General features: G+C 49.2%; 25 protein-coding genes and 2 tRNA genes. 6 read left to right on the top strand and 21 right to left on the bottom strand.

What is annotated here, in order from left to right; all coding sequences use genetic code 11:
* Positions 1-3 precede the first annotated feature (3 nt).
* From infB to rlmE, 10 genes are all read right to left on the bottom strand, one after another.
* Positions 4-2,685, bottom strand: coding sequence for a translation initiation factor IF-2 (infB, locus tag OH773_RS02415; protein WP_270142665.1), 2,682 nt, complete (start codon positions 2,683-2,685; stop codon positions 4-6).
* Between the two features lie 24 nt (positions 2,686-2,709).
* A complete protein-coding gene (gene nusA / locus OH773_RS02410) occupies positions 2,710-4,197 on the bottom strand; it encodes a transcription termination factor NusA (protein ID WP_270142663.1) in 1,488 nt (495 codons plus the stop codon).
* A gap of 27 nt (positions 4,198-4,224) precedes the next feature.
* Complete coding sequence (gene rimP / locus OH773_RS02405; RefSeq protein WP_270142661.1) at positions 4,225-4,677, bottom strand: ribosome maturation factor RimP; 453 nt, start codon at positions 4,675-4,677, stop codon at positions 4,225-4,227.
* A 210-nt stretch (positions 4,678-4,887) separates the two neighbouring features.
* A tRNA-Met gene (locus OH773_RS02400) sits at positions 4,888-4,964 on the bottom strand.
* A 60-nt stretch (positions 4,965-5,024) separates the two neighbouring features.
* Positions 5,025-5,111 (bottom strand) — tRNA-Leu (locus OH773_RS02395).
* Positions 5,112-5,156: 45 nt separating this feature from the next.
* The gene (secG, locus tag OH773_RS02390) at positions 5,157-5,486 is read right to left on the bottom strand and encodes a preprotein translocase subunit SecG (RefSeq protein WP_034459692.1); all 330 of its coding nucleotides are present in this window, start codon (positions 5,484-5,486) and stop codon (positions 5,157-5,159) included.
* Positions 5,487-5,718: 232 nt separating this feature from the next.
* Entirely contained in the window at positions 5,719-7,056 is a 1,338-nt protein-coding gene (gene glmM, locus OH773_RS02385) for a phosphoglucosamine mutase (protein WP_183270787.1), read from the bottom strand.
* Positions 7,049-7,897 (bottom strand): dihydropteroate synthase, encoded by an 849-nt coding sequence (folP, locus tag OH773_RS02380; RefSeq protein ID WP_270142658.1) that lies wholly within the window; start codon positions 7,895-7,897, stop codon positions 7,049-7,051. The genes glmM and folP overlap by 8 nt, the downstream gene beginning before the upstream one ends.
* 101 nt (positions 7,898-7,998) lie before the next feature.
* The gene (ftsH, locus tag OH773_RS02375) at positions 7,999-9,936 is read right to left on the bottom strand and encodes an ATP-dependent zinc metalloprotease FtsH (protein ID WP_270142657.1); all 1,938 of its coding nucleotides are present in this window, start codon (positions 9,934-9,936) and stop codon (positions 7,999-8,001) included.
* Between the two features lie 56 nt (positions 9,937-9,992).
* The gene (gene rlmE / locus OH773_RS02370; RefSeq protein WP_034459701.1) at positions 9,993-10,622 is read right to left on the bottom strand and encodes a 23S rRNA (uridine(2552)-2'-O)-methyltransferase RlmE; all 630 of its coding nucleotides are present in this window, start codon (positions 10,620-10,622) and stop codon (positions 9,993-9,995) included.
* Positions 10,623-10,748: 126 nt separating this feature from the next.
* On the opposite strand from rlmE, the gene yhbY reads away from it, so the two are divergent.
* Positions 10,749-11,042 (top strand): ribosome assembly RNA-binding protein YhbY, encoded by a 294-nt coding sequence (gene yhbY, locus OH773_RS02365; protein ID WP_008454796.1) that lies wholly within the window; start codon positions 10,749-10,751, stop codon positions 11,040-11,042.
* A 106-nt stretch (positions 11,043-11,148) separates the two neighbouring features.
* Here yhbY and greA read toward each other — a convergent pair whose 3' ends face one another.
* Positions 11,149-11,625 carry a transcription elongation factor GreA gene (gene greA, locus OH773_RS02360; protein ID WP_183270790.1) on the bottom strand — a complete coding sequence of 159 codons (477 nt, stop codon included), beginning with the start codon at positions 11,623-11,625 and terminating at the stop codon, positions 11,149-11,151.
* Positions 11,626-11,878: 253 nt separating this feature from the next.
* On the opposite strand from greA, the gene dacB reads away from it, so the two are divergent.
* Genes dacB through pmrB form a run of 3 tightly spaced genes read left to right on the top strand, consistent with a single transcriptional unit; the run spans position 11,879 to position 15,033 of the window.
* On the top strand, positions 11,879-13,312 hold the full coding sequence (dacB, locus tag OH773_RS02355; RefSeq protein ID WP_183270791.1) for a serine-type D-Ala-D-Ala carboxypeptidase: 1,434 nt from the start codon (positions 11,879-11,881) through the stop codon (positions 13,310-13,312).
* A gap of 3 nt (positions 13,313-13,315) precedes the next feature.
* Positions 13,316-13,978: a two-component system response regulator PmrA gene (gene pmrA / locus OH773_RS02350; protein WP_183270792.1), complete on the top strand. Its 663-nt coding sequence runs from the start codon at positions 13,316-13,318 to the stop codon at positions 13,976-13,978.
* A complete protein-coding gene (gene pmrB / locus OH773_RS02345; protein ID WP_270142656.1) occupies positions 13,975-15,033 on the top strand; it encodes a two-component system sensor histidine kinase PmrB in 1,059 nt (352 codons plus the stop codon). The genes pmrA and pmrB overlap by 4 nt, the downstream gene beginning before the upstream one ends.
* A gap of 40 nt (positions 15,034-15,073) precedes the next feature.
* On the opposite strand, the gene cgtA is transcribed toward pmrB, so the two are convergent.
* The 4 genes from cgtA to rplU all read right to left on the bottom strand — a co-directional run bounded on the left by cgtA (position 15,074) and on the right by rplU (position 17,914).
* Complete coding sequence (cgtA, locus tag OH773_RS02340; RefSeq protein WP_270142655.1) at positions 15,074-16,246, bottom strand: Obg family GTPase CgtA; 1,173 nt, start codon at positions 16,244-16,246, stop codon at positions 15,074-15,076.
* A gap of 16 nt (positions 16,247-16,262) precedes the next feature.
* Positions 16,263-17,228: a DMT family transporter gene (locus OH773_RS02335; protein ID WP_183270795.1), complete on the bottom strand. Its 966-nt coding sequence runs from the start codon at positions 17,226-17,228 to the stop codon at positions 16,263-16,265.
* 98 nt (positions 17,229-17,326) lie between these two features.
* Positions 17,327-17,584: a 50S ribosomal protein L27 gene (gene rpmA, locus OH773_RS02330; RefSeq protein WP_024549632.1), complete on the bottom strand. Its 258-nt coding sequence runs from the start codon at positions 17,582-17,584 to the stop codon at positions 17,327-17,329.
* An 18-nt stretch (positions 17,585-17,602) separates the two neighbouring features.
* Entirely contained in the window at positions 17,603-17,914 is a 312-nt protein-coding gene (gene rplU / locus OH773_RS02325) for a 50S ribosomal protein L21 (protein ID WP_034459723.1), read from the bottom strand.
* A 261-nt stretch (positions 17,915-18,175) separates the two neighbouring features.
* Here rplU and ispB point away from each other — a divergent pair, with 261 nt between their 5' ends.
* Both ispB and sfsB read left to right on the top strand, forming a co-directional pair.
* Complete coding sequence (ispB, locus tag OH773_RS02320; protein WP_270142652.1) at positions 18,176-19,147, top strand: octaprenyl diphosphate synthase; 972 nt, start codon at positions 18,176-18,178, stop codon at positions 19,145-19,147.
* Positions 19,148-19,368: 221 nt separating this feature from the next.
* Positions 19,369-19,632, top strand: coding sequence for a DNA-binding transcriptional regulator SfsB (gene sfsB / locus OH773_RS02315; protein ID WP_270142649.1), 264 nt, complete (start codon positions 19,369-19,371; stop codon positions 19,630-19,632).
* 41 nt (positions 19,633-19,673) lie between these two features.
* Here the strand turns inward: sfsB and murA are convergent, their stop codons facing one another.
* From murA to mlaE, 6 genes are all read right to left on the bottom strand, one after another.
* Entirely contained in the window at positions 19,674-20,942 is a 1,269-nt protein-coding gene (gene murA, locus OH773_RS02310; RefSeq protein ID WP_183270798.1) for a UDP-N-acetylglucosamine 1-carboxyvinyltransferase, read from the bottom strand.
* Positions 20,943-20,995: 53 nt separating this feature from the next.
* Positions 20,996-21,250: a BolA family iron metabolism protein IbaG gene (ibaG, locus tag OH773_RS02305; RefSeq protein ID WP_034459734.1), complete on the bottom strand. Its 255-nt coding sequence runs from the start codon at positions 21,248-21,250 to the stop codon at positions 20,996-20,998.
* Positions 21,251-21,375: 125 nt separating this feature from the next.
* A complete protein-coding gene (gene mlaB, locus OH773_RS02300) occupies positions 21,376-21,678 on the bottom strand; it encodes a lipid asymmetry maintenance protein MlaB (protein ID WP_270142645.1) in 303 nt (100 codons plus the stop codon).
* Complete coding sequence (gene mlaC / locus OH773_RS02295; RefSeq protein WP_270142642.1) at positions 21,678-22,307, bottom strand: phospholipid-binding protein MlaC; 630 nt, start codon at positions 22,305-22,307, stop codon at positions 21,678-21,680. Before mlaC ends, mlaB begins: the two co-directional genes overlap by 1 nt.
* 18 nt (positions 22,308-22,325) lie before the next feature.
* Positions 22,326-22,877: an outer membrane lipid asymmetry maintenance protein MlaD gene (gene mlaD, locus OH773_RS02290; RefSeq protein WP_183270801.1), complete on the bottom strand. Its 552-nt coding sequence runs from the start codon at positions 22,875-22,877 to the stop codon at positions 22,326-22,328.
* A 4-nt stretch (positions 22,878-22,881) separates the two neighbouring features.
* Positions 22,882-23,664: a lipid asymmetry maintenance ABC transporter permease subunit MlaE gene (gene mlaE / locus OH773_RS02285; RefSeq protein ID WP_270145645.1), complete on the bottom strand. Its 783-nt coding sequence runs from the start codon at positions 23,662-23,664 to the stop codon at positions 22,882-22,884.
* Position 23,665 lies beyond the last annotated feature (1 nt).

The following is a 23,665-nucleotide window of genomic DNA, read 5'->3' as shown; positions in this document are numbered from 1 at the left end:
ATATCAGGCGATAGTACGCTGGATTTCGATGATTTCGAAGACTTCGATAACATCACCAACACGTACATCGTTGTAGTTCTTCACGCCGATACCACATTCCATACCGTTACGAACTTCGTTAGCGTCATCTTTGAAGCGGCGCAGGGATTCCAGCTCGCCTTCATAGATAACCACGTTGTCGCGCAGTACACGGATTGGGTTGTGACGTTTGACCACACCTTCGGTAACCATACAACCTGCGATGGCGCCAAATTTCGGCGATTTGAACACATCGCGAACTTCGGCCAGGCCGAGGATCTGTTGTTTCAGTTCCGGAGACAGCATGCCGCTCATTGCCGCTTTCACTTCGTCGATCAGATGGTAGATGACGGAGTAGTAACGCAGATCCAGGCTTTCTGACTCAATTACGCGACGTGCAGATGCATCAGCACGGACGTTGAAGCCAACAAGGATAGCGTTAGATGCTGCAGCCAGCGTTGCGTCAGTCTCAGTGATACCGCCTACGCCAGAACCGATGATTTTAACTTTAACTTCATCAGTAGACAGTTTCAGCAAGGAATCGCTGATCGCTTCAACAGAACCCTGAACGTCGGCTTTCAGCACGATATTCACTTCGGACACTTCGCCTTCGGTCATGTTGGCGAACATGTTTTCCAGTTTAGATTTCTGCTGACGAGCCAGTTTAACTTCGCGGAATTTACCCTGGCGATACAGAGCAACTTCACGAGCTTTCTTCTCATCACGAACAACTGTGACTTCATCACCCGCTGCCGGAACACCGGACAGACCCAGGATTTCAACAGGGATAGACGGACCTGCTTCTGCAACTTCACGACCCATTTCGTCACGCATTGCACGAACACGGCCATATTCGAAGCCACAAAGAACGATGTCGCCTTTGTTCAGAGAACCTTCACGAACCAGAACAGTTGCTACCGGACCACGACCTTTATCCAGGAAGGATTCGATAACCACACCGCTTGCCATGCCTTTACGCATTGCTTTCAGTTCAAGAACTTCAGCTTGCAGCAGGATTGCGTCCAGCAGTTCGTCAATACCTGTACCTGCTTTAGCAGACACGTGGATGAACTGGCTTTCGCCGCCCCACTCTTCTGGCATGATGCCGTACTGAGACAGTTCCTGCTTAACGCGGTCTGGGTCAGCTTCTGGCTTATCGATTTTGTTCACCGCAACTACTACCGGTACCTGCGCTGCTTTCGCGTGCTGGATAGCTTCGATAGTCTGTGGCATTACGCCATCGTCTGCGGCAACAACCAGAACAACGATATCCGTTGCCTGAGCACCACGAGCACGCATAGAAGTAAACGCTGCGTGGCCAGGGGTATCCAGGAAGGTAACCATACCGTTGTCAGTTTCTACGTGGTATGCACCAATGTGCTGGGTAATACCACCCGCTTCGCCAGACGCTACTTTAGTAGAGCGAATGTAGTCGAGCAGTGAAGTTTTACCGTGGTCAACGTGACCCATGATGGTAACAACCGGCGCACGTGATTCTGCAACTGCATCAGTATCACGATCGCTCATCAGCGCTTCTTCCAGCTCGTTTTCACGACGCAGGATAACTTTGTGGCCCATCTCTTCGGCAACCAGCTGTGCGGTTTCCTGGTCGATGACCTGGTTAATGGTCGCCATTGCACCCAGTTTCATCATCGCTTTGATGACCTGAGAGCCTTTAACAGCCATTTTGTTTGCCAGTTCTGCAACAGTAACGGTTTCGCCGATGATGACGTCACGGTTAACTGCCTGAGCAGGCTTGTTGAAGCCTTGCTGCAGTGAACTTGGTTTACGCTTGCCTTTACCACCACGAACCGCAGCACGAGCTTCTTCACGGTCAGCTTTAGACTCGCCGTGTTTTCCGCCTTTCTTCTGGCGCGGTGCTTTAGTGGTAGCAGTACGAGCACGAGTACGGCCAGCTTCTACTTCGCGGTCGTTTTCGTCTTCAGCCTGGCGCGCATGCTGAGAGGTGGTGACATGGTAATCTGATTTATCGTCTTCCACTTTCTCTTCTTCCGTCCACACACCTGCGTTAGCTTCAGCCATTTTACGGGCCTCTTCAGCTACACGACGGGCGTCTTCTTCTAATTTGCGACGGGCTTCTTCTTCCGCTTTACGCTTCAGCTCTGCAGCTTCAGCTTCGCGACGGGCTTTGTCGGCCTGGGCGCTTTTCGTCATATCGTCTTGATTGCTCACTTTGTCTTTTTCCGCAGCTTCACGTTTCGCTTTATCAGCGGCTTCACGCTTAGCTTTCTCTTCAGCTTCACGTTTAGCTTTTTCTTGCGCCTGACGATTGGCAGCTTCCTGCGCCTCACGTTGGGCTTGCTCTTCCGCTTCACGCTGCGCCTGTTCTTCCGCGGCAAGACGTTCAGTCTCTTGCGGATCACGTTTCACAAAGGTGCGCTTCTTGCGGACTTCGATTTGTACCGATTTACTTTTCCCACCGGTACCTGGAATGTTTAAAGTACTGCGCGTTTTGCGCTGTAATGTCAACTTATCCGGCGCAGAACCATGTTCACGGTTCAGGTGCGCCAGTAAGGTTTGTTTTTCCTGGGCCGAGACAGAATCATCAGCAGCCTTAGGGATCCCTGCATCAGCAAATTGCTGTACCAGGCGGTCCACGGAGGTCTGAATCTCTGCGGCCAGCGCTTTTACGGTTACATCTGTCATGCTGTTCCTTCCTGCTACAGTTTATTACGCTTCGCCGCCAAACCAGCAGATATTGCGAGCAGCCATGATCAATTCACCGGCCTTCTCGTTGGTTAAACCTTCAATATCTGACAGATCGTCGACACCTTGCTCAGCCAGGTCTTCAAGCGAGCTCACACCGCGCGAAGCGAGTTTAAAGGCCAGATTGCGATCCATACCTTCGAGGTTCAGCAGATCCTCTTGAGGTTTGTTATCGCCCAGGCTTTCTTCCTGCGCCAATGCCAGTGTGGTGAGGGCGTTTTTGGCGCGATCACGTAATGCTTCCACTGTATCTTCATCAAGGCCATCTATTTCCAGCAGCTCTTTCATCGGCACGTATGCCAATTCTTCGAGAGTGGAGAAACCTTCTTCTACCAATACAGTGGCGAAATCCTCGTCGATCTCGAGGTATTTGGTAAAGGTATCAATGGCCGCATGTGCTTCAGCCTGATGCTTAGCTTGCAGGTCATCAACAGTCATTACGTTGAGTTCCCAGCCGCTCAGTTGGGCTGCCAGGCGCACGTTCTGACCGTTACGACCGATTGCTTGTGCCAGATTGCCTGCCTCTACCGCGATGTCCATTGTATGTTTGTCTTCATCGACAACAATGGAAGCCACGTCAGCCGGTGCCATAGCGTTGATAACGAATTGTGCCGGGTTATCGTCCCACAGCACGATATCAATACGCTCACCACCCAATTCTGTAGATACTGCCTGAACACGCGCACCACGCATGCCAACACAAGCACCTACTGGGTCGATACGTTTATCATTGGTTTTCACAGCGATTTTAGCGCGAGAACCAGGATCACGAGCAGCGGCTTTGATTTCAATAACTTCTTCGCCAATTTCCGGCACTTCAATACGGAACAGTTCGATCAGCATTTCAGGCTTGGAACGGCTAACAAACAGTTGAGCACCGCGAGCTTCCGGACGCACAGCATAAAGCACACCGCGGATACGGTCACCCGGGCGGAAGTTTTCACGCGGAAGCATATCTTCACGCAAAATAACCGCTTCGGCGTTGCTTCCGAGATCCAAAGAAATATTCTCGCGGTTAACTTTCTTCACAACACCAGTGATTATCTCACCTTCGTGTTCGCGGAACTGATCAACAACCATTGCACGTTCGGCTTCACGTACTTTTTGTACGATAACCTGTTTTGCAGTCTGGGTGGTGATACGGTCGAAAGTCACAGATTCGATTTGGTCTTCAACGTATTCGCCAACATTCAGCGCTGGGTCTTCGAATTGTGCTGCATCAAGGGTGATTTCACGCGTTGGTTGGGTAACTTCTTCTACAATGACCCAGCGGCGGAAAGTATCAAAGTCACCACTTTTGCGATCGATGGCTACGCGCACATCAATCTCTTGTTCGTATTTTTTCTTAGTCGCTGTAGCCAATGCACTTTCCAGCGCTTCGAAAATCTTCTCACGCGGCAATGATTTTTCGTTGGAAACTGCTTCAACAACAGCCAAAATTTCTTTGTTCATCCTGGGTTTTCACCTCAATCCAAACTATTAAAAGTGGGGTACCAGGTTCGCTTTCTGGATGTTGCTCAGCGCGAACACTTCATCTTTGCCTTCCACCGTAACCGTGATCATCTCACCTTCTACGGCTTTAATAATACCCTGCCATTTACGACGGTTTTGCACGGCCATGCGCAACACAATGCTCACTTCTTCGCCAGTAAAGCGAACGTAATGCTCTGCTGAGAACATTGGGCGATCAAGGCCTGGTGAGGAAACTTCCAGGTTGTAAGCCACAGTGATAGGGTCTTCGACGTCCAGTACTGCACTTACCTGGTGACTGACATCAGCACAATCATCAACATTGATGCCTGCTTCACTATCAATATAGATGCGCAGCGTGGATTGGCGACCTCGAACAAATTCGATCCCTACCAATTCATAGCCCAGCGCCTCGACCGGTGCTGAAATCATCTCTGTTAATTTTTGCTCTAATGTGGACAAGCCCACCCCCAAGAAATGAAAAAAGGGCATATAGCCCAGTTATTCTGAAGTCAGATAACAAAAAACCCCGATAAATCGAGGCTTTATATAACTGAACCCTGTATACCGCAACAGCGGCCCGGACACCATCCAGGAGAATTTTTTTCTAAATTCTTCGCGAGGCACCAACTGGTGTTCACAGTATATTTGAAAAAGAACTCTCAGGGAAAGTGGTTGCGGGGGCCGGATTTGAACCGACGACCTTCGGGTTATGAGCCCGACGAGCTACCAGGCTGCTCCACCCCGCGTCCGAAAACGTGGCAAATATTACGCCGATATTGCATAAAATGCAAGAAATGCAGATATTTTGGTACCGAGGACGGGACTTGAACCCGTAAGCCCAATCGGGCACTACCACCTCAAGGTAGCGTGTCTACCAATTCCACCACCTCGGCACTCTGGATACGGTAATCAATTCTTACCGCATCAATGCTGACAACTTACTGCGGGATATCGCTGCTCGGCTTGGTAGGTGCCGCTGGCTGTGACTCAGTTTTTGTTGGCTGAGTTAAATTATCCCACACACTTCCTTTATCGGTTTTGTTGGTATTGAGGTTACCCAGTACCAGGCTGATGATAAAGAACAGCGTTGCTAACACAGCGGTCATGCGGGTCATGAAATTACCTGAACCACTTGAACCAAACAGTGTCGCGGAAGCGCCTGCTCCAAAGGAGGCTCCCATATCAGCGCCTTTACCTTGCTGCAGCATGATAAGACCTACAAGGCCTAACGCTACAATAAGGAAAACAACTAAAAGAGCTTCGTACATAATCAACCTGTTCCTTGCGGTATTACCGCATGCCAAAGCTTCAAACCAGTCAAGCGGATACGTTTAAGTTTACCCACTGAAGCGGGTGAGAATACTAACCAAAGCCTTCGATCTGCGCAAGGGCAATTTATTCACATTTCGCTGACTGCGGAAAAAAACAGCAACATACGCACTTTCGCTTAGAAAAAAGGCGACAAACGCCGCCTTTTCACACAATTCACACGCGGATGCTTTACACCGCTTTTACTGCATCAGCAATGCGATTTGCATACTCGATAACCAGTGCTTCGTCTTCCCCTTCAACCATTACGCGGATTAAAGGTTCAGTCCCGGATTTACGCAGCAACACGCGACCACGGCTGCCCAGCGCTTCTTCCACTTCTGCAGTGGTTTTCTTCACTGTGTCATGTTCAAGTGGATCGCCGCTACCCGCAGTAAAGCGAACGTTAACCAAAATCTGAGGGAACAATTTCATTCCACTGCACAAGTCATGCAGGCTCATGTGGTTGCGCACCATCGCGGTAAGTACTTGCAAACCTGCAACGATGCCATCACCGGTAGTCGTTTTATCCAGCAGGATCACGTGCCCTGAATTTTCAGCACCAATTCTCCAGCCTTTTTCCTGCAGTTTTTCCAGGACATAACGGTCACCCACTTTTGCACGCGCAAACGGGATACCTAACTGTTTAAGAGCCAACTCGAGGCCCATATTGCTCATCAGCGTGCCTACCGCACCACCGCGCAATTGACCCTGACGTAATCCTTCACGAGCGATGATGTAGAGGATTTGGTCGCCATCAACTTTATGGCCCAGGTTATCCACCATGATTACACGGTCACCATCACCATCCAGTGCGATACCAATATCCGCTTTTTCAGCCAGCACGCGCTCCTGAAGCATACGCACGTCAGTAGCACCGCATTTTTCGTTGATGTTAACGCCGTTTGGTTCACAGCCAACGGGGATAACAGTGGCACCTAACTCGCGCAGTACATTTGGTGCAATGTGATAAGTCGCACCGTTAGCACAATCAACGACAATTTTAAGACCATTTAGGCTTAACTCGTTCGGGAAAGTGCCTTTGCAAAATTCGATATAACGGCCCGCAGCATCAACGATACGGCTGGCTTTACCCAACTCGGCAGAATCCACGCACGTGATTTCTTTTTCCATTTCAGCTTCAATGGCTTCTTCAACGTCATCAGGCAATTTAGTACCGTCGATAGAAAAGAATTTAATCCCGTTATCGTAGAATGGGTTATGCGAAGCGGAGATAACAATCCCTGCTTCTGCACGGAATGCGCGGGTCAGATAAGCAACAGCAGGTGTTGGCATCGGACCGGTGAACGAGGCAGATAAACCCGCCGCTGCCAGGCCCGCTTCTAACGCAGACTCCAACATATAGCCTGAAATACGGGTGTCTTTGCCGATAATAATTTTACGTGAACCGTGACGAGCTAACACTTTACCCGCAGCCCAGCCAAGTTTAAGGACGAAATCTGGGGTAATTGGGGAATCGCCTACACGACCGCGAATGCCATCTGTGCCAAAATATTTACGGTTACTCATAGCGTTTTTTTTCCTTCGCTGAAAGTGTGGCTTCCACCACGCGCATCGCTTCGACTGACTCTTTCACATCGTGAACTCGAATGATATTAGCCCCCTGCATTGCGGCTATCACTGCACAAGCAAGGCTGCCACTCAGGCGTTGATCTGGCCCGACGTTAAGCAGTTGGCCAACCATTGATTTACGCGACATTCCCACCAACAACGGTAAACCAAAGTGATGGAGTTCGGATAGTCGGGCCAAAAGTTGGTAATTGTGTGTAAGATTTTTACCGAAACCGAAGCCTGGGTCGAGCAACAATTTTTCTTTTGCGATGCCAGCCGCTTCACAACGGGCAATTTGCTCGATAAAGAATCGATTCACATCAGCAAAGACATCTGTGTAATGTGGTGCCTGCTGCATATTTTTGGGTTCACCCTGCATATGCATCAGACAAACCGGCAAACCGGTTTCTGCGGCCGCTTCAAGTGCACCAGGTTCCTGCAACGAACGTATATCATTGATGATATGCGCGCCGACTCGCGCCGATTCGCGAATAACTTCCGGTTTGGAAGTGTCCACTGAGATCCAGACTTCAAAACGTTGTGCAATTGCCTCAACGGCAGGAATGACTCGTGATAACTCTTCATCAACACTCACTTCAGCCGCACCAGGACGCGTCGACTCGCCACCAATATCAATAATCGTCGCGCCTGCGTTGATCATTAAGTTAGCGTGTTTAACGGCCTCCACTAACGAATTGTGCTGTCCACCATCAGAAAAGGAGTCTGGCGTGACGTTCAAAATCCCCATGATATGTGGATGTGAAAGATCAAGCGTGCTGCCCTGGGCTATGAGTTTCATCGAGATTCCCTTGTATTGACTAAGGCTGTACCCAAAATAAAAAACCCTGGGCAAGCCCAGGGTTTATAGAGATTACTGCATTAACATCGGACAGTTACGACTTATTTGTCGTCCAACTGCTCTGACATTGTATTACCAGGATTCGGCGTACGCGGTTCATCGACCGGACGCGGTGCACGTGGTGTACCATTGTTGTCAGAATTGTTGTTGCCGTTGTTTGAATCTTCCCAACCCGCTGGCGGACGCACATCACGACGATTCATCAGATCATCAATCTGTGGTGCATCGATAGTTTCATACTTCATCAATGCGTCTTTCATGGTGTGGAGAATATCCATATTTTCATTCAGTAGCTGGCGAGCACGAGCGTAGTTACGCTCAATCAACAGCTTAACTTCCTGATCGATGATACGCGCAGTTTCATCGGACATATGTTTCGCTTTCGCCACTGAACGACCCAGGAACACTTCACCTTCCTCTTCCGCGTACAACAACGGACCGAGTTTTTCAGAGAAGCCCCATTGGGTAACCATGTTACGAGCGATGGATGTTGCTACTTTGATATCGTTAGACGCACCAGTAGAAACATGTTCAGCACCGTAAATAATCTCTTCAGCAAGACGACCACCGTACAACGTAGAAATCTGGCTTTCCAGTTTCTGACGGCTGGCACTGATCGCATCACCTTCCGGCAGGAAGAAAGTCACACCCAACGCACGGCCGCGTGGAATGATTGTCACTTTGTGTACCGGATCGTGTTCAGGAACCAGGCGACCAATAATCGCGTGACCTGCTTCATGGTATGCGGTGGACTCTTTTTGCGCTTCTGTCATCACCATGGAGCGGCGTTCCGCACCCATCATGATTTTGTCTTTCGCTTTTTCGAATTCAACCATCGAGACCACACGTTTGTTACCACGGGCAGCAAACAGAGCAGCTTCGTTAACCAGGTTTGCGAGGTCAGCACCAGAGAAGCCTGGAGTACCACGTGCAATAATTGCTGCATCGATGTCTGGAGACAACGGTACGCGACGCATATGGACTTTCAGAATTTGTTCGCGACCACGCACATCTGGCAGGCCAACCACAACTTGACGGTCAAAGCGGCCCGGACGCAGCAATGCTGGGTCAAGAACGTCAGGACGGTTTGTTGCGGCGATAACGATAATACCTTCGTTACCTTCGAAACCATCCATTTCAACCAGCATCTGGTTCAGTGTTTGTTCACGTTCATCGTGACCACCACCCAGACCTGCACCACGCTGACGGCCAACGGCGTCGATTTCATCGATGAAGATGATGCAAGGTGCCGCTTTCTTAGCTTGTTCAAACATGTCACGAACACGGGATGCACCCACGCCCACGAACATTTCAACGAAGTCAGAACCGGAAATGGTAAAGAATGGTACTTTCGCTTCACCCGCGATAGCTTTCGCCAGTAAGGTTTTACCGGTACCCGGAGGGCCAACCATCAGCACACCTTTCGGGATTTTACCGCCCAGTTTCTGGAAACGGCTCGGCTCACGAAGATACTCAACCAGTTCAGCGACCTCTTCTTTTGCTTCATCACAACCTGCGACGTCAGCAAAAGTAGTCTTAATTTGGTCTTCGGTGAGCATACGCGCCTTGCTCTTACCGAACGACATGGCACCTTTGCCACCGCCGCCCTGCATTTGACGCATAAAGAAGATCCAGACCCCAATTAGCAATAGCATTGGGAACCAGGAGATGAAAATAGAAGCCAGCAAGCTTGGCTCTTCAGGCGGTTCGCCTACTACTTTCACATTTTTGGTCAGCAGGTTATCAAGCAGTTTAGGATCGTTAACGGGGATGTAAGTCGTGTATCGGTTACTATCTTTCTTGGTAACGTTGATTTCACGTCCGTTAATACGCGCTTCGCGTACCTGGTCCTGATTTACTTCAGACAGGAAAGTGGAGTAATCCACCCTACGGCCATTTGACTCGCTGGGCCCAAAGCTCTGGAACACAGACATCAGCACAACCGCGATGACCAGCCAGAGTATTAGGTTTTTCGCCATGTCACTCAAGGGATTAACCTCATATTACAACTGTGTTAACAAACAGCGTCAGGGTACTATAGTTTTCGCCCTGTCGCTACAATGTACACTTCACGTGAGCGGGCACGAGAAGAGTCCGGTTTACGAACTTTAACTGTCGTAAACAGGGAGCGAATTTCTCGCAGGTATTCATCGAAACCTTCGCCCTGAAACACTTTCACTAAAAAACTTCCGCCTGGGGCCAGAACGTCACGGCACATTTCCAGTGCCAGTTCTACTAAATACATAGCCCGAGGAATATCTACTGCCGGTGTCCCGCTCATATTTGGAGCCATATCTGACATGACAACCTGAACTTTACTGTCACCAACACGATCCAACAGAGCTTTCACGACTAGTTCATCACGAAAATCACCCTGAAGGAAATCAACACCAACGATAGGATCCATTGGTAAAAGATCGCAAGCAATGATTCGCCCCTGATTCCCGATTTGAGTCACCACATATTGTGACCAGCCTCCGGGAGCAGCACCAAGATCAACAATCGTCATTCCTGGCTTAAAAAGTTTGTCACTTTGCTGTATTTCATCAAGTTTAAACCAGGCACGGGAACGTAACCCCTTTTTCTGTGCCTGAATTACATATTTATCGCTAAAGTGTTCCTGCAGCCAGCGACTGGAGCTGGCAGAACGCTTTTTACCTGTCATCTCAAATTCCAACTTTGTTCATCGTGAATAGCAGGCTGTAGAGTTCTCAGCACAACCGATTTGGCGATACAGTAGAGATGGCGGTAGAATGAACCGTTTTCAATCCCAAAGTAAGCAAAAAATACGATGAATCTGAGTACTAAACAAAAACAGCACCTGAAAGGTCTTGCTCATCCGCTCAAGCCTGTAGTTATGCTTGGCAATAACGGTTTGACCGAAGGGGTACTGGCCGAGATTGAACAAGCGCTTGAACATCATGAGTTAATCAAGGTGAAAATCGCAACGGAAGATCGCGAAACTAAAACCTTGATTGTAGATGCCATCGTGCGTGAAACCGGCGCCTGTAATGTACAGGTTATCGGTAAAACGCTGGTGCTCTATCGCCCGTCTAAAGAGCGCAAGATTTCTCTGCCAAAATAAGCAGAGAGTGTGCAAAATGCCACGCTCTGTTAGTTGATAAAAGGCCGCGATGCGGCCTTTTTCCTTTCTTTACAATACGCCACGCTATAAAAAAGCGTAGCAGAAATTATAAATATTCCACTTTTACAATTTCGAACTCTACATCGCCACCCGGCGTGCGGATAACCACAACATCATCTTCCTCTTTACCCACAAGACCACGAGCGATTGGTGAGTTCACAGAAATTAGATTCTGTTTAAAATCAGCTTCATCATCGCCAACAATGCGATAAGTCTGCTCTTCGTCGTTATCCAGATTCAAAACCGTCACGCTCGCGCCAAAAATGACACGACCGTTATTTGGCATTTTTGTGATATCGATAACCTGAGCATTGGACAGCTTAGCTTCGATATCCTGGATTCGACCTTCACAAAAACCCTGTTGCTCACGCGCAGCATGATATTCAGCGTTTTCTTTTAAATCGCCATGTTCGCGGGCATCAGCGATCGCGGCAATAATTTGTGGGCGGCGCACAGACTTCAGGAAATCCAGCTCTTCACGTAATCTTTCTGCGCCACGTAGGGTCATCGGAATAGGTTGCATTGTTATACCTCTTCAAAACTTTCCTGTTCAGAACTGCCCTGCGGCACTTCTGAATCCAGAGCCTGGTTTGCATAAATAAGGCAAACCCCTGGCACTAAGCAAAATAAAACTGACCCGGTGCAAAGCACCAGGCCAGGAACGGTTTCCAAATTGACCTGTATTTTACCCTGGAGTTCACTGAGGGTCATCGTTTACTTTGCACCGCGATGCACCGTAGTATGACGGCACGTTTCCAGGTTGTTACCGCGAGATTATGCGATTTTTTAGATTTGTCATTGGATTGACCAGTGCTGTGGTGTTTAGCGTCCAGGCTGCCAACGTAGAAGACTATACCTCCCAATTGCCTGCTGGTGCGAATCTGGCTTTGATGGTGCAAAAAGTAGGTGCACCCGCTCCCTCTATTGACTATCACAGTCAACAGATGGCGCTGCCTGCTAGTACTCAAAAGGTCATCACTGCTCTGGCTGCACTCCTACAGTTGGGGCCAGATTTCAGGTTCACGACCACCCTTGAAAGCCATGCTCAAGTCAGTAATGGCGTCTTGCAAGGGGACCTTATTGCGCGATTTGGTGGCGATCCAACGTTAAAACGTCAGGATATTCGCAATATGGTGGCTGTTCTGAAAAAATCAGGTGTGCAACAAATTCAGGGCAATGTGCTGGTTGATACGTCGGTTTTCGCCAGCCATGACAAAGCGCCAGGCTGGCCATGGAATGATATGACGCAGTGTTTTAGCGCACCGCCAGCCGCCGCGATTGTTGACCGAAACTGTTTTTCTATTTCACTCTACAGCGCACCAAAAGCGGATGATTTAGCGTTTATTCGTATCGCTTCTTACTATCCGGTAGTGATGTTCAGCCAGGTTCGTACGCTCGCAAAAGGTTCCCCTGATGCACAATATTGCGAACTAGATGTCGTTCCAGGTGATTTAAATCGCTTTACGCTAACCGGCTGTATGACCCAGCGAGCAGACCCTCTCCCACTGGCATTCGCGATACAAGATGGTGCAAGTTACGCGGGTGCGATTTTGAAAGCTGAGCTTAAAGAAGCGGGTATCAGCTATAGCGGAACCCTGTTACGTCAAACACAATCGAATACCCCCGGTACGGTTATCGCCAGTAAGCAATCCGCGCCACTGCACGATTTGTTAAAGATTATGCTCAAGAAATCGGACAACATGATTGCCGATACTGTTTTTCGAACTATCGGCCATAACCGTTTTGGTGTACCGGGAACCTGGCGATCCGGAGCAGATGCCGTTCGGCAAATCCTTCGGCAGAAAGCAGGCGTTGATTTAGGAAATAGTATCGTGGTCGATGGTTCTGGGTTGTCACGTCACAATCTCATTTCCCCTGCCACCATGATGCAGGTACTTCAGTACATCGCCCAAAATGACACCGAGCTAAACTTTATCTCAATGTTACCGTTAGCGGGTTATGACGGCTCCTTACAATATCGTGCTGGCCTTCATCAGGCCGGGGTTGATGGTAAAGTTTCTGCGAAAACGGGTTCACTGCAAGGTGTTTATAACCTTGCTGGATTTATTACCACTGCCAGCGGTCAAAGAATGGCCTTTGTGCAATATTTGTCAGGCTATGCTGTCGAGCCTGCCGATCAACGTAACCGTCGTATCCCGTTAGTGCGCTTTGAAAGCCGCCTCTATAAGGATATCTACCAGAATAATTGAGTTATGAAACTACTGATTGTTGAAGACGATTTACTGTTGCGGGAAGGCCTGGTACTGGCAATGAACGCCGAGGGTTACGCGCTTGATTGTGCCACGACCGCTGCCGAAGCTGATGCGCTGATCGAAAGTGGCGAGTACGGCATGATTATTCTCGATCTTGGTCTGCCAGATAAAGATGGCGCCGCACTATTAAGGCAATGGCGGCGTCGTAGTATCAGCACGCCTGTGCTGATACTGACGGCTCGCGATGCGCTGGAAGATCGCGTCAATGGTCTGGATTCTGGTGCCGATGACTATTTGGTCAAACCCTTTGCTCTCGCGGAATTGCAAGCCCGTACGCGGGCTCTGATCCGTCGTTATCAAGGGCATAGCGATAACCTTATTCAACATGATGATCTGACGCTCAACCTGCAAACTCAGCAGGTACTATTGCAAGATCAACCCGTCGAAATCACCCCAAAAGAGTTCGCCTTACTGACACGTTTGATGATGCGTATCGGGCAGACTGTGCACCGCGAAACGTTGCAACAGGATATCTACAGCTGGCAAGACGATCCTGGTTCAAATACGCTAGAGGTACATATCCACAACCTGAGACGTAAATTAGGCAAAGACAGGATCAAAACCATTCGTGGCGTGGGTTATCGACTGGATAGCCGCGTATGAACAGTATGCGCCAGCGCCTGATGGTGCTTCTTGCACTTATTCTTTTGTTTTTTCAATTAATTAGTGTTATATGGTTGTGGCATGAAAGCCGTGAGCAAATCAGTTTCCTGGTTAGCGAAACGCTTTCAGCTAAATCCCGAAATCAACATGTAGAGAAGGAAATCCGCGAAGCGATTGCGTCGTTACTGGTACCTTCTCTGGTGATGATTGGCTTCACGTTGTTCTTCTCATTTTGGGCGATTACCTGGATAACCCGTCCTTTGAACCGCCTGCGCACAAGCCTTGCAAATCGGTCTGCTGACAACCTGTCACCGCTATCCATGTATTCAGATATGGACGAAATGGTGGCTGTGACCAACTCACTGAACCAACTCCTGGCGCGGCTCAACCATACCATTCAGCAAGAACGCTTATTTACCGCAGATGCCGCACATGAACTACGAACGCCTCTTGCTGGCATTCGGCTACACCTCGAGTTGATGGCAAACTCAGGCGTTCAGCAGGCTCCTATGCTGTTGGAACGTATAGACCAGTTGATGCATACCATTGAGCAATTGCTGATGCTCTCACGTGCCGGACAAGCGCTGGCGAGTGGTCATTACGATACGCTTGACTGGTATCGTGACATCATTTCGCCGCTCAAGATTGAAATGGAAGAAATGGTACTCTTACGCGAGCAAACCATTATCTGGCCACATGAAGGTCAAAATACCGTTCAGGGTGATGCCGTACTACTCCGCCTGATGTTGCGTAACCTGATGGAAAACGCATCTCGATATAGTCCGCCTAAAAGTACCATTTCGATATCATTAACCGCCCAGGATAACGGAGCGAAGCTCACGGTTTCAGACCAGGGACCGGGCATCGACGAAAAACATCGCCAGACAATTACCGATCCATTCCGTCGAATGGATGAACGTTATGGTGGAAGTGGACTTGGGCTGAATATTGTCCAACGAATCGTCCAGCTTCATCATGGAAAACTGGCGTTGGATAACGGTACCGATGGTGTTGGTCTGCAAGCAAGTTGCTTGATCCCATCGCAGAACCAATAAAAAAAGGCCGGAAATCTCCGGCCTTTTTTATGATAACGTCTTATTTCTGATAAATGATTTCGACACCTTCGTCGTCATCTTCATCCCAGTCGTCATCCCAATCTTCGTCTTCTTCTGCTTCCACCGCGTCGAGTTGTTGTTGATGGTAGTCATCCCACATAAACTCAACTTTCTCAGGTGCCACAGGCTGAAGCTCAGCAACTTTCGGGTTAGCAATGATAAAGTCCATTACATCCCAGCACAGTGCGTTGACGCCTTCGCGATTAACAGCAGAGATCAGATAGTATTTATCTTCCCAGCCCATCGCCGTCGCAATTTCTTTGGCGCGCGCTTCGGCATCTTCTTTGCTCATCAGATCGGCTTTGTTGAATACTAACCAACGCGGCTTCTCAGCAAGTTTCTCGCTGTATTTTTCCAATTCACCAATAATGATACGGGCATTTTCAACCGGATCTGATTCGTCAATTGGCGCGATATCGATGAGGTGCAATAGCACACGGCAACGTTCAAGGTGCTTCAGGAAGCGGATACCGAGGCCTGCGCCTTCAGCAGCGCCTTCAATCAGCCCTGGGATATCAGCAACCACAAAGCTCTTCTCGTTATCCATACGGACTACGCCAAGGCTTGGAATCAAGGTAGTAAACGGATAATCCGCTACTTTTGGTTTTGCCGCTGAAACAGAGCGAATGAACGTAGATTTACCGGCATTGGGTAAACCCAGCATACCCACGTCAGCCAGCAGCAACAGCTCAAGCTGGATATCACGCTTCTCACCTGGCGTACCCATGGTCTTTTGACGCGGAGTACGGTTTACAGATGATTTAAAACGGGTGTTACCCAGACCGTGCCAACCGCCCTTAGCCACCATCAGCTTCTGACCATGCTGGGTCATGTCACCCATGGTTTCGCCAGTACCCTGATCGATAACACGCGTCCCTACAGGCACTTTAACAGTGATGTCTTTACCACGTTTACCGGTACAGTCACGGCTCTGGCCATTTTGACCACGTTCAGCACGGAAAGACTTCTCGAAGCGATAATCGATCAATGTGTTGAGGTTTTCATCCGCCTCAAGCCAGACATCACCGCCATCACCGCCATCACCACCGTCCGGGCCACCTCTGGGAATATATTTTTCACGACGGAAGCTAACGCAGCCGTTACCGCCATCACCTGCTACGACCAGGATCGTTGCTTCATCAACAAACTTCATTTCACTTCTCCGTAAATCATTCGCCCGAACGTTGTACTGGAAGGACAGCTTCGGTTTTGCGCCAACGTCCCCAAAGACGGTGACCAATGGCTGAATACATTGCACCTGCAACCACGACGAACGCGCCGGTATAACCTACGAGGTTAAGTAACGGCATGGCGAAGAAATCGGGCCAGGCTAACGCTAATAAATCTGAAAATAGCAAAGTAAACAGCGGGGTCAGCGTGATAATGGCGCTAACCTGTGCCGCCTGCCACCGTGCCATTGCTTCTGCCAATGCCCCATACCCAACCAGTGTATTCAGGCCGCAGAAAACTAAACATGCCAGCTGCCAATGACTGAGTTGGAAAACTTTATCCAACTGAGCCAGCGGCAAAAGCGCAAGAGTACATAAAGTGTACAGCAAAAAGAGGATCTGTTGCGAGGCCAGGCGGCGTAATAATACCTTCTGCGCCACACCATAGGTGACCCACACTGTCGCCGCCAGAACACCGAATATCACCCCAAGAGTGTAATCCGTCAGGCGGGTAAAAATTTCTATCAGGCTGGTGTTAAAGAACATAACCAACCCGCAAAGTAGCATTATGGCGCCGATGACTTGCGTGCCGCGCATCTTCTCTTTGAGCACAACCACACTTGCCACCATCATTCCCACCGGGGAAAGCTGGCCAATCACCTGAGAAGCCGTTGGACTCAGGTATTGCAACGAAGAACTAAACAGCAAAAAGTTTCCGAACAACCCACCCGTAGCAATAGCGAGCAAAGCCAACCAGCGTGGTTTTCGAAACAGGCGTAAAGGTGGCAATTTTCCGCGTATCGCGAGAATGCTACCGAGCCCCAGGCTTGCCATCAGAAATCGATAAAAGACCACCGTAGGCGGTTCCATTACCGTCAGCACTTGTTTCATTGCTATTGGCAGTGCTCCCCAGCAAATTGCTGTAGTAAGCGCCAACAGAATGCCAATGCCTGCCTGCTGTTTCATTGCGTGATCCCTGCGACTGCATGATTTACCGGTCGCAGAATGTAAAAAGCCCCGCAACGTGTTGCGGGGCTTCTATCCGTTACCGGGACGCGAAAAACTTATTCAGCAACGATGCTGATGAACTTACGGTTTTTCGGACCTTTAACTTCGAACTTAACTTTACCGTCAGTCAAAGCGAACAGAGTATGATCTTTGCCGCAACCTACGTTTGTACCAGCGTGGAATTTAGTACCACGTTGACGAACGATAATGCTGCCTGCCAGAACTGCTTCACCGCCGAAACGTTTTACGCCCAGACGTTTAGCTTCGGAATCGCGACCGTTACGAGTAGAGCCGCCAGCCTTTTTATGTGCCATTTAATATGCTCCCCTGTATTAAGCGCTGATGCCGGTGATTTTCACATCAGTGAACCACTGACGATGACCCTGCTGCTTACGGTAGTGTTTACGACGACGAAACTTAACAATCTTAATTTTCTCGCCACGACCATGAGCAACAACTTCAGCTTTGATTACGCCGCCATCGACGAAAGGAACGCCGATTTTGATTTCTTCACCATTAGCGATCATCAGAACTTCTGCGAACTCAACTGCTTCGCCAGTTGCGATGTCCAGCTTTTCCAGGCGAATGGTTTGACCTTCGCTGACTCGGTGTTGTTTACCACCACTTTGGAAAACCGCGTACATATAAAACTCCGCTTTCCGCACGCACCCTACGTATGTTTCAGGTGGCGCTATAAATATTCACAATAGGGCGCGAATATTACGCAAAACGAGAGCCTTTGACAAGCCCTGTCATGAAACAGAGTAGAAAAAAAACGCAACATCACACCAGCCGTTTATCTGCCTCGTTTTTTCAGTACAATCTGTACTACATTATTACTCCTCTACCCTCACGTGATTTCGTACAGACATGTGGTAAACAGGACTTTAAGCCAGAATTTTGCGATGAATTTAGAAAAAATTAATGAGTTAACCGCGCAAGATATGGCGGGCGTCAATGCGGTCATCCTCGAACAGTTGAATTCAGATGTCCAATTGATCAATCAGTTAGGGTATTACATCGTCAGTGGCGGTGGTAAGCGTATCCGCCCAATGATTGCTGTACTTGCTGCTCGTGCGCTCGGCTATCAGGGCAATGCACATGTCAATATTGCAGCACTCATCGAGTTTATTCACACGGCCACGTTATTACATGATGACGTGGTAGATGAATCGGATATGCGCCGTGGTAAGGCCACGGCCAACGCGGCGTTCGGTAATGCTGCCAGTGTTCTGGTCGGCGATTTTATTTACACCCGCGCCTTCCAGATGATGACTCAGCTCGGCTCACTCAAGGTGCTTGAGGTCATGTCAGAAGCGGTGAACGTCATTGCTGAAGGCGAAGTTCTGCAATTGATGAACTGCAATGACCCTGATATCACTGAAGAAAGCTATATGCGGGTGATCTACAGCAAAACAGCACGTTTGTTTGAAGCTGCCGCTCAATGCTCGGGTATTTTAGCTGATGCCACTGCAGAGCAAGAGAAAGCGCTTCAGGATTATGGCCGCTATCTGGGTACCGCATTCCAGCTCATTGATGACCTGCTGGACTACAGTGCTGACGGGCAAACGTTGGGCAAGAATGTCGGTGATGACCTTAACGAAGGCAAGCCTACTCTCCCGCTCTTGCACGCAATGCGTAACGGCACAGCAGAGCAAGAAAAGATGATTCGTGAAGCCATTGAACATGGTAACGGGCGTCATTTGCTGCAACCGGTACTGGACGCGATGGCGGAATGTGGCTCCCTGGAATGGACTCAATTACGAGCAGAACAGGAAGCTGACAAAGCGATTGCAGCCCTGAATATCCTGCCAGAAAGTGAGCATAAACACGCGTTGATTGCTTTGGCTCATATGGCCGTTCAGCGCGACCGCTAAACTTTTTAGCGCGCCGTTAAAAGGCGCGCTAAGTTTCCAATAAATCACTCCACCCTTTCTCTCGCCATATCCCCACAACACTGTTTTCATTGATTTTCATTCACTTTGTGTGGAAATACACAGATTTAATTTTTCACGCAATTATTGGAATCTTTTGAATTACCACTATGCTATAACTTCCTTTGATTAAACCGGTAAATTAAGCGGTTACAGGGAGAGACATGGAAAGTAGAAATTCTGACTGGCACCCAGCAGACATTATCGCAGGGCTACGTAAACGGGGAACATCGCTGGCGGCTGAATCACGAAAAGCGGGGCTAAGCTCATCGACCCTCGCTAACGCGTTGACGCGTCCGTGGCCAAAGGGAGAATTGATTATCGCACAAGCACTGGATATTTCGCCGTGGATGATTTGGCCTTCACGCTATTATGATCCACAAACTAATCAGTTAATTAATCGCGCGAAATTGATGCGTAAGCGATAAAAAAACCGGGCATGCCCGGTTTTCTCTATTAACAACGAAAATTATTCGCCGCCACTACCTTTCACACGCTCAATCTGCGCACCCAGCGCTTGAAGTTTATCTTCAATACGCTCGTAGCCACGATCAATATGGTAAATACGATCAACTACAGTGGTCCCTTCAGCGATACAGCCAGCCAGCACCAGGCTTGCTGAGGCACGCAGGTCGGTTGCCATCACTTGTGCACCAGACAGTTTTTCAACGCCGTGGCAAATCACTGTATTACTTTCAATCTCTGCATGTGCACCCATACGAATCAGTTCTGGGACGTGCATGAAGCGGTTTTCAAAAATGGTTTCGGTGATAACACCTGTGCCTTCTGCAACCAGGTTCAACAAAGTGAACTGTGCTTGCATATCCGTCGGGAAGCCTGGGTGCGGAGCAGTACGCACGGTGACACCTTTAGGGCGCTTGCCGTGCATATCCAGGCTTACCCAATCCTCGCCCACTTCGATATCACCACCCGCTTCGCGCAGCTTCGCCAGCACAGCATCGAGCGTGTCTGGTTTAGCATTACGGCAAATAATTTTGCCGCCAGAAATCGCCGCAGCAACCAGGAAAGTACCGGTTTCAATGCGGTCAGGCACTACCCGGTAAACGCCGCCACCCAGACGCTTAACGCCTTCAATGGTGATGCGATCGCTGCCTGCGCCTGTGATTTTTGCACCCAGCGTATTCAGGAAGTTCGCTGTATCAACGATTTCCGGTTCACGGGCTGCGTTTTCAATGACAGTGGTGCCTTCAGCAAGCGTTGCAGCACTCATGATGGTGACAGTGGCGCCTACGCTCACTTTGTCCATCACGATGTGCGCGCCTTTCAGGCGACCCTGTACAGAAGCTTTAACGTAGCCTTCTTCCAGTTTGATTTCGGCGCCCAGTTGCTCAAGACCTGTAATATGCAGGTCCACTGGACGTGCACCAATGGCACAACCGCCCGGCAAAGAAACCTGACCCTGACCAAAACGCGCAACCAACGGTCCCAGTGCCCAAATAGAAGCACGCATGGTTTTCACCAGCTCATACGGCGCACAAAAAATATTAACGTCGCTGGCATCGATCCACACAGAACCATTACGTTCGACCTTGGTACCCAGTTGGCTTAGCAGCTTCATGGTGGTATCAATGTCTTTCAGTTTTGGAACGTTTTGAATCTCAACTGGCTCTTCGGCCAACAGAGCAGCGAAGAGGATCGGCAGGGCTGCATTCTTAGCCCCGGAGATCGTTACTTCACCACTCAGTCGGGTTGGCCCCTGAACACGAAATTTATCCATTACAGCTGCTCTCTTTTAAATTCAAGTCGTTACAACCCGCCGTGGCGAATTGCTCAAAAACCATTAAGTTTACGATCGCGATCCCACTCCTGCGGAGTATAGGTCTTGATGGAAACCGCATGAATGCGGTTATCAGCAATCAGCTCCATCAACGGCGCATAAACTGTCTGTTGCTTCTTCACGCGACTTAACTCGGCGAATAACTCACCCACCGCAATCACCTGAAAATGGCTGCCATCGCCTGAAACGTGGACTTCCTGGAGGGGCAGTGCGTTCATCAGCACTGTCTGAATTTCATGATTTTCCATGGGATATAATTCGTCGGTTAAGGAAACAAGCCACACATCTTAGAGGAAAGTGGCGCGCGCTTAAATAAGCAAAAAGCCCCTGATCTTAATAGATCAGGGGCAACGATAGTAACGCTATGAAAACACTAGCCTGCAAATGCAGGGAGGATGTCTTCGGGTAAGTTATAAAGTTTAGTCAGTGTCTGTAAGTTATCACTGGCTCCCTGGAGCTCCACTTCAACGTTTTGACGTCTGGAGAAAGCCACAAGATGAATCAACAACGCTAAGCCTGAGGTATCTACTCGAGATAAACCAGAAAGGTTAAGGGTCTTGATACCTGCCATGATTTGCTGACGTTGGCGCCACAAAGGCCCTACGGTGTCGCTATCCAGCTCACCCGTCAGGTGCAAGGTTGCGGCTTCACGCTGCCAGTTAAGCCCACCCACCATTACTTTTTCGCTTCCAGTGTGATTGGCATGCGGGAGATAGTTTGCAGTTGCGCCGTCAAACCATCGATACCTTTGGTACGCAGGATATCGCTCCACTCATTTTGCTTGGTGGTGATCATACTGACACCTTCAGCAATCATGTCGTACGCTTGCCAATGGCCGGTTTGGGTGTTTTTACGCCATTGGAAATCAAGACGCACCGGCGGACGGCCGTTTGGATCGATGATGGTTACACGAATTGCAACGATACTGGCATCCCCCAGCGGCTGCTCAGGGGCAATTTGGTAGGACTGCCCGTTATACATGGCAAGAGCCTGGCCGTAAGCTTGTTTCAGGTATTCTTCGAATGCTTTGAAATAGGCATCACGTTGTGCAGGTGTCGCATCTTTATAGTAACGCCCCAGAACCAGAGCCCCTGCGTATTTAACCTGCACATAAGGTAACAGTTCCTGGCCGACGACTTCGCGCAGGTAGTCAGGGTTTTGGCGAATTTTAGGTTGCTCATTTTTAAGACGGTCAAAAGTTTTTTGCGCCGCTTCACCCATCAATTTGTAAGGGTTACTTTGATCCGCAGCATTTGCCAGCGGCGCGATGACCAGCATAGCAATCATAATAAGTCGTTTAAACATAACACTTTTCCTCTTAGATTAGTGCGTGGTGCCAGGCTGTGGCGCTGCACTATTATTCTCTGAATCCTGCGATGGGGTATCCCCTGAATTCTGATTATCACCATTTCCGCTCTTATACAGGAATTGGCCAATCAGGTCCTCCAGCACCAGAGCTGATTTCGTATCCTGAATCGTCCCGCCTTCTTTCAGGATAGATGAGCCGAGTTCCGGGTCATCAAAACCGAGGTTTAATGCCAGATACTGCTCACCCAGCAAACCCGAAGTGCGGATAGCCAGTGAACTGGTGTCAGGAATATGGTCATAGCGTTTTTCAATATCCAGGGTAACACGAGGTAAGTACGTTTTCGGATCCAGAGTAATATCGTCAACTCGCCCTATCACCACACCGCCAAGGCGCAACGGAGAACCCGTTTTCAGGCTGCCAATGTTATCAAAGGTCGCATAAATCCGGTAAGTTGGCTCGTTGCGCAGCGAGGTAACGTTCGCCACTTTCAGACACAAGAATACGATGGCTGCCAGCGCAATAATTAAAAATGCTCCAACCCCAGTTTCAAATTTCTTAGTTTGCATGAACTTAATTCCCAAACATCAGTGCTGTGAGCACAAAATCCAGACCTAAAACGGCCAATGAAGCGTGCACAACGGTTCGTGTTGTTGCCCGGCTAATCCCTGCGGACGTTGGAATAGCATCGTAGCCATTGAATAACGCAATCCAGGTTACTGTTATCGCAAACACGACACTTTTGATAACACAGTTAACCAAATCAGTACGCCAGTTGACGGCATTTTGCATTGCAGACCAGAAGAACCCTGAGTCGATGCCCTTCCAGTTCACCCCCACCAGCGCGCCACCCCAAATACCCACTGCGACAAAAATAAGCGTCAGCAATGGCAATGAAATGACACCCGCCCAAAAACGAGGTGAAACGACTCGACGTAAAGGATCGACCGCCATCATTTCCATACTGGAGAGTTGTTCTGTTGCCTTCATCAGGCCGATTTCTGCGGTCAGCGCTGAGCCAGCGCGCCCGGCGAACAGAAGTGCTGCGACGACAGGACCAAGCTCTCGCAGTAAGGACAAGGCGACCAGCATGCCGAGGCTTGATTCCGCACTGTAGGTCGTCAAAACTAAGTAGCCTTGCAGACCAAGCACCATGCCGATAAACAAGCCAGAAACAATAATGATAATCAGCGAGAGAACGCCGACGTTATACAGTTGGCGAATAAGCAACGGTGTGTGTTTACGGAATTCAGGCTTCCCCACCACCGCATTGAAAAGCATTATCCCAGCCCGGCCAAATGACGCGCAGGTTTTCAATCCCCGCCGTCCGAATGATGCCAGTGCATTAAAGAACATG

Origin of the sequence: Buttiauxella sp. WJP83, from assembly GCF_027594725.1 — a bacterium.
Classification (GTDB): Bacteria; Pseudomonadota; Gammaproteobacteria; order Enterobacterales; family Enterobacteriaceae; genus Buttiauxella; species Buttiauxella selenatireducens.
The sequence above is the reverse complement of the archived record's forward strand: the minus strand, read 5'-3'. Positions and strand labels throughout refer to the sequence as shown.

Excerpts from the sequence above, each read along its gene's own strand:
- infB (WP_270142665.1), bottom strand. The coding sequence starts at position 2,685 with ATGACAGATGTAACCGTAAAAGCGCTGGCCGCAGAGATTCAGACCTCC.
- nusA (WP_270142663.1), bottom strand. The coding sequence starts at position 4,197 with ATGAACAAAGAAATTTTGGCTGTTGTTGAAGCAGTTTCCAACGAAAAA.
- secG (WP_034459692.1), bottom strand. The coding sequence starts at position 5,486 with ATGTACGAAGCTCTTTTAGTTGTTTTCCTTATTGTAGCGTTAGGCCTT.
- glmM (WP_183270787.1), bottom strand. The coding sequence starts at position 7,056 with ATGAGTAACCGTAAATATTTTGGCACAGATGGCATTCGCGGTCGTGTA.
- folP (WP_270142658.1), bottom strand. The coding sequence starts at position 7,897 with ATGAAACTCATAGCCCAGGGCAGCACGCTTGATCTTTCACATCCACAT.
- ftsH (WP_270142657.1), bottom strand. The coding sequence starts at position 9,936 with ATGGCGAAAAACCTAATACTCTGGCTGGTCATCGCGGTTGTGCTGATG.
- rlmE (WP_034459701.1), bottom strand. The coding sequence starts at position 10,622 with ATGACAGGTAAAAAGCGTTCTGCCAGCTCCAGTCGCTGGCTGCAGGAA.
- yhbY (WP_008454796.1), top strand. The coding sequence starts at position 10,749 with ATGAATCTGAGTACTAAACAAAAACAGCACCTGAAAGGTCTTGCTCAT.
- greA (WP_183270790.1), bottom strand. The coding sequence starts at position 11,625 with ATGCAACCTATTCCGATGACCCTACGTGGCGCAGAAAGATTACGTGAA.
- dacB (WP_183270791.1), top strand. The coding sequence starts at position 11,879 with ATGCGATTTTTTAGATTTGTCATTGGATTGACCAGTGCTGTGGTGTTT.
- pmrA (WP_183270792.1), top strand. The coding sequence starts at position 13,316 with ATGAAACTACTGATTGTTGAAGACGATTTACTGTTGCGGGAAGGCCTG.
- pmrB (WP_270142656.1), top strand. The coding sequence starts at position 13,975 with ATGAACAGTATGCGCCAGCGCCTGATGGTGCTTCTTGCACTTATTCTT.
- cgtA (WP_270142655.1), bottom strand. The coding sequence starts at position 16,246 with ATGAAGTTTGTTGATGAAGCAACGATCCTGGTCGTAGCAGGTGATGGC.
- OH773_RS02335 (WP_183270795.1), bottom strand. The coding sequence starts at position 17,228 with ATGAAACAGCAGGCAGGCATTGGCATTCTGTTGGCGCTTACTACAGCA.
- rpmA (WP_024549632.1), bottom strand. The coding sequence starts at position 17,584 with ATGGCACATAAAAAGGCTGGCGGCTCTACTCGTAACGGTCGCGATTCC.
- rplU (WP_034459723.1), bottom strand. The coding sequence starts at position 17,914 with ATGTACGCGGTTTTCCAAAGTGGTGGTAAACAACACCGAGTCAGCGAA.
- ispB (WP_270142652.1), top strand. The coding sequence starts at position 18,176 with ATGAATTTAGAAAAAATTAATGAGTTAACCGCGCAAGATATGGCGGGC.
- sfsB (WP_270142649.1), top strand. The coding sequence starts at position 19,369 with ATGGAAAGTAGAAATTCTGACTGGCACCCAGCAGACATTATCGCAGGG.
- murA (WP_183270798.1), bottom strand. The coding sequence starts at position 20,942 with ATGGATAAATTTCGTGTTCAGGGGCCAACCCGACTGAGTGGTGAAGTA.
- ibaG (WP_034459734.1), bottom strand. The coding sequence starts at position 21,250 with ATGGAAAATCATGAAATTCAGACAGTGCTGATGAACGCACTGCCCCTC.
- mlaB (WP_270142645.1), bottom strand. The coding sequence starts at position 21,678 with ATGGTGGGTGGGCTTAACTGGCAGCGTGAAGCCGCAACCTTGCACCTG.
- mlaC (WP_270142642.1), bottom strand. The coding sequence starts at position 22,307 with ATGTTTAAACGACTTATTATGATTGCTATGCTGGTCATCGCGCCGCTG.
- mlaD (WP_183270801.1), bottom strand. The coding sequence starts at position 22,877 with ATGCAAACTAAGAAATTTGAAACTGGGGTTGGAGCATTTTTAATTATT.
- mlaE (WP_270145645.1), bottom strand. The coding sequence starts at position 23,664 with ATGTTCTTTAATGCACTGGCATCATTCGGACGGCGGGGATTGAAAACC.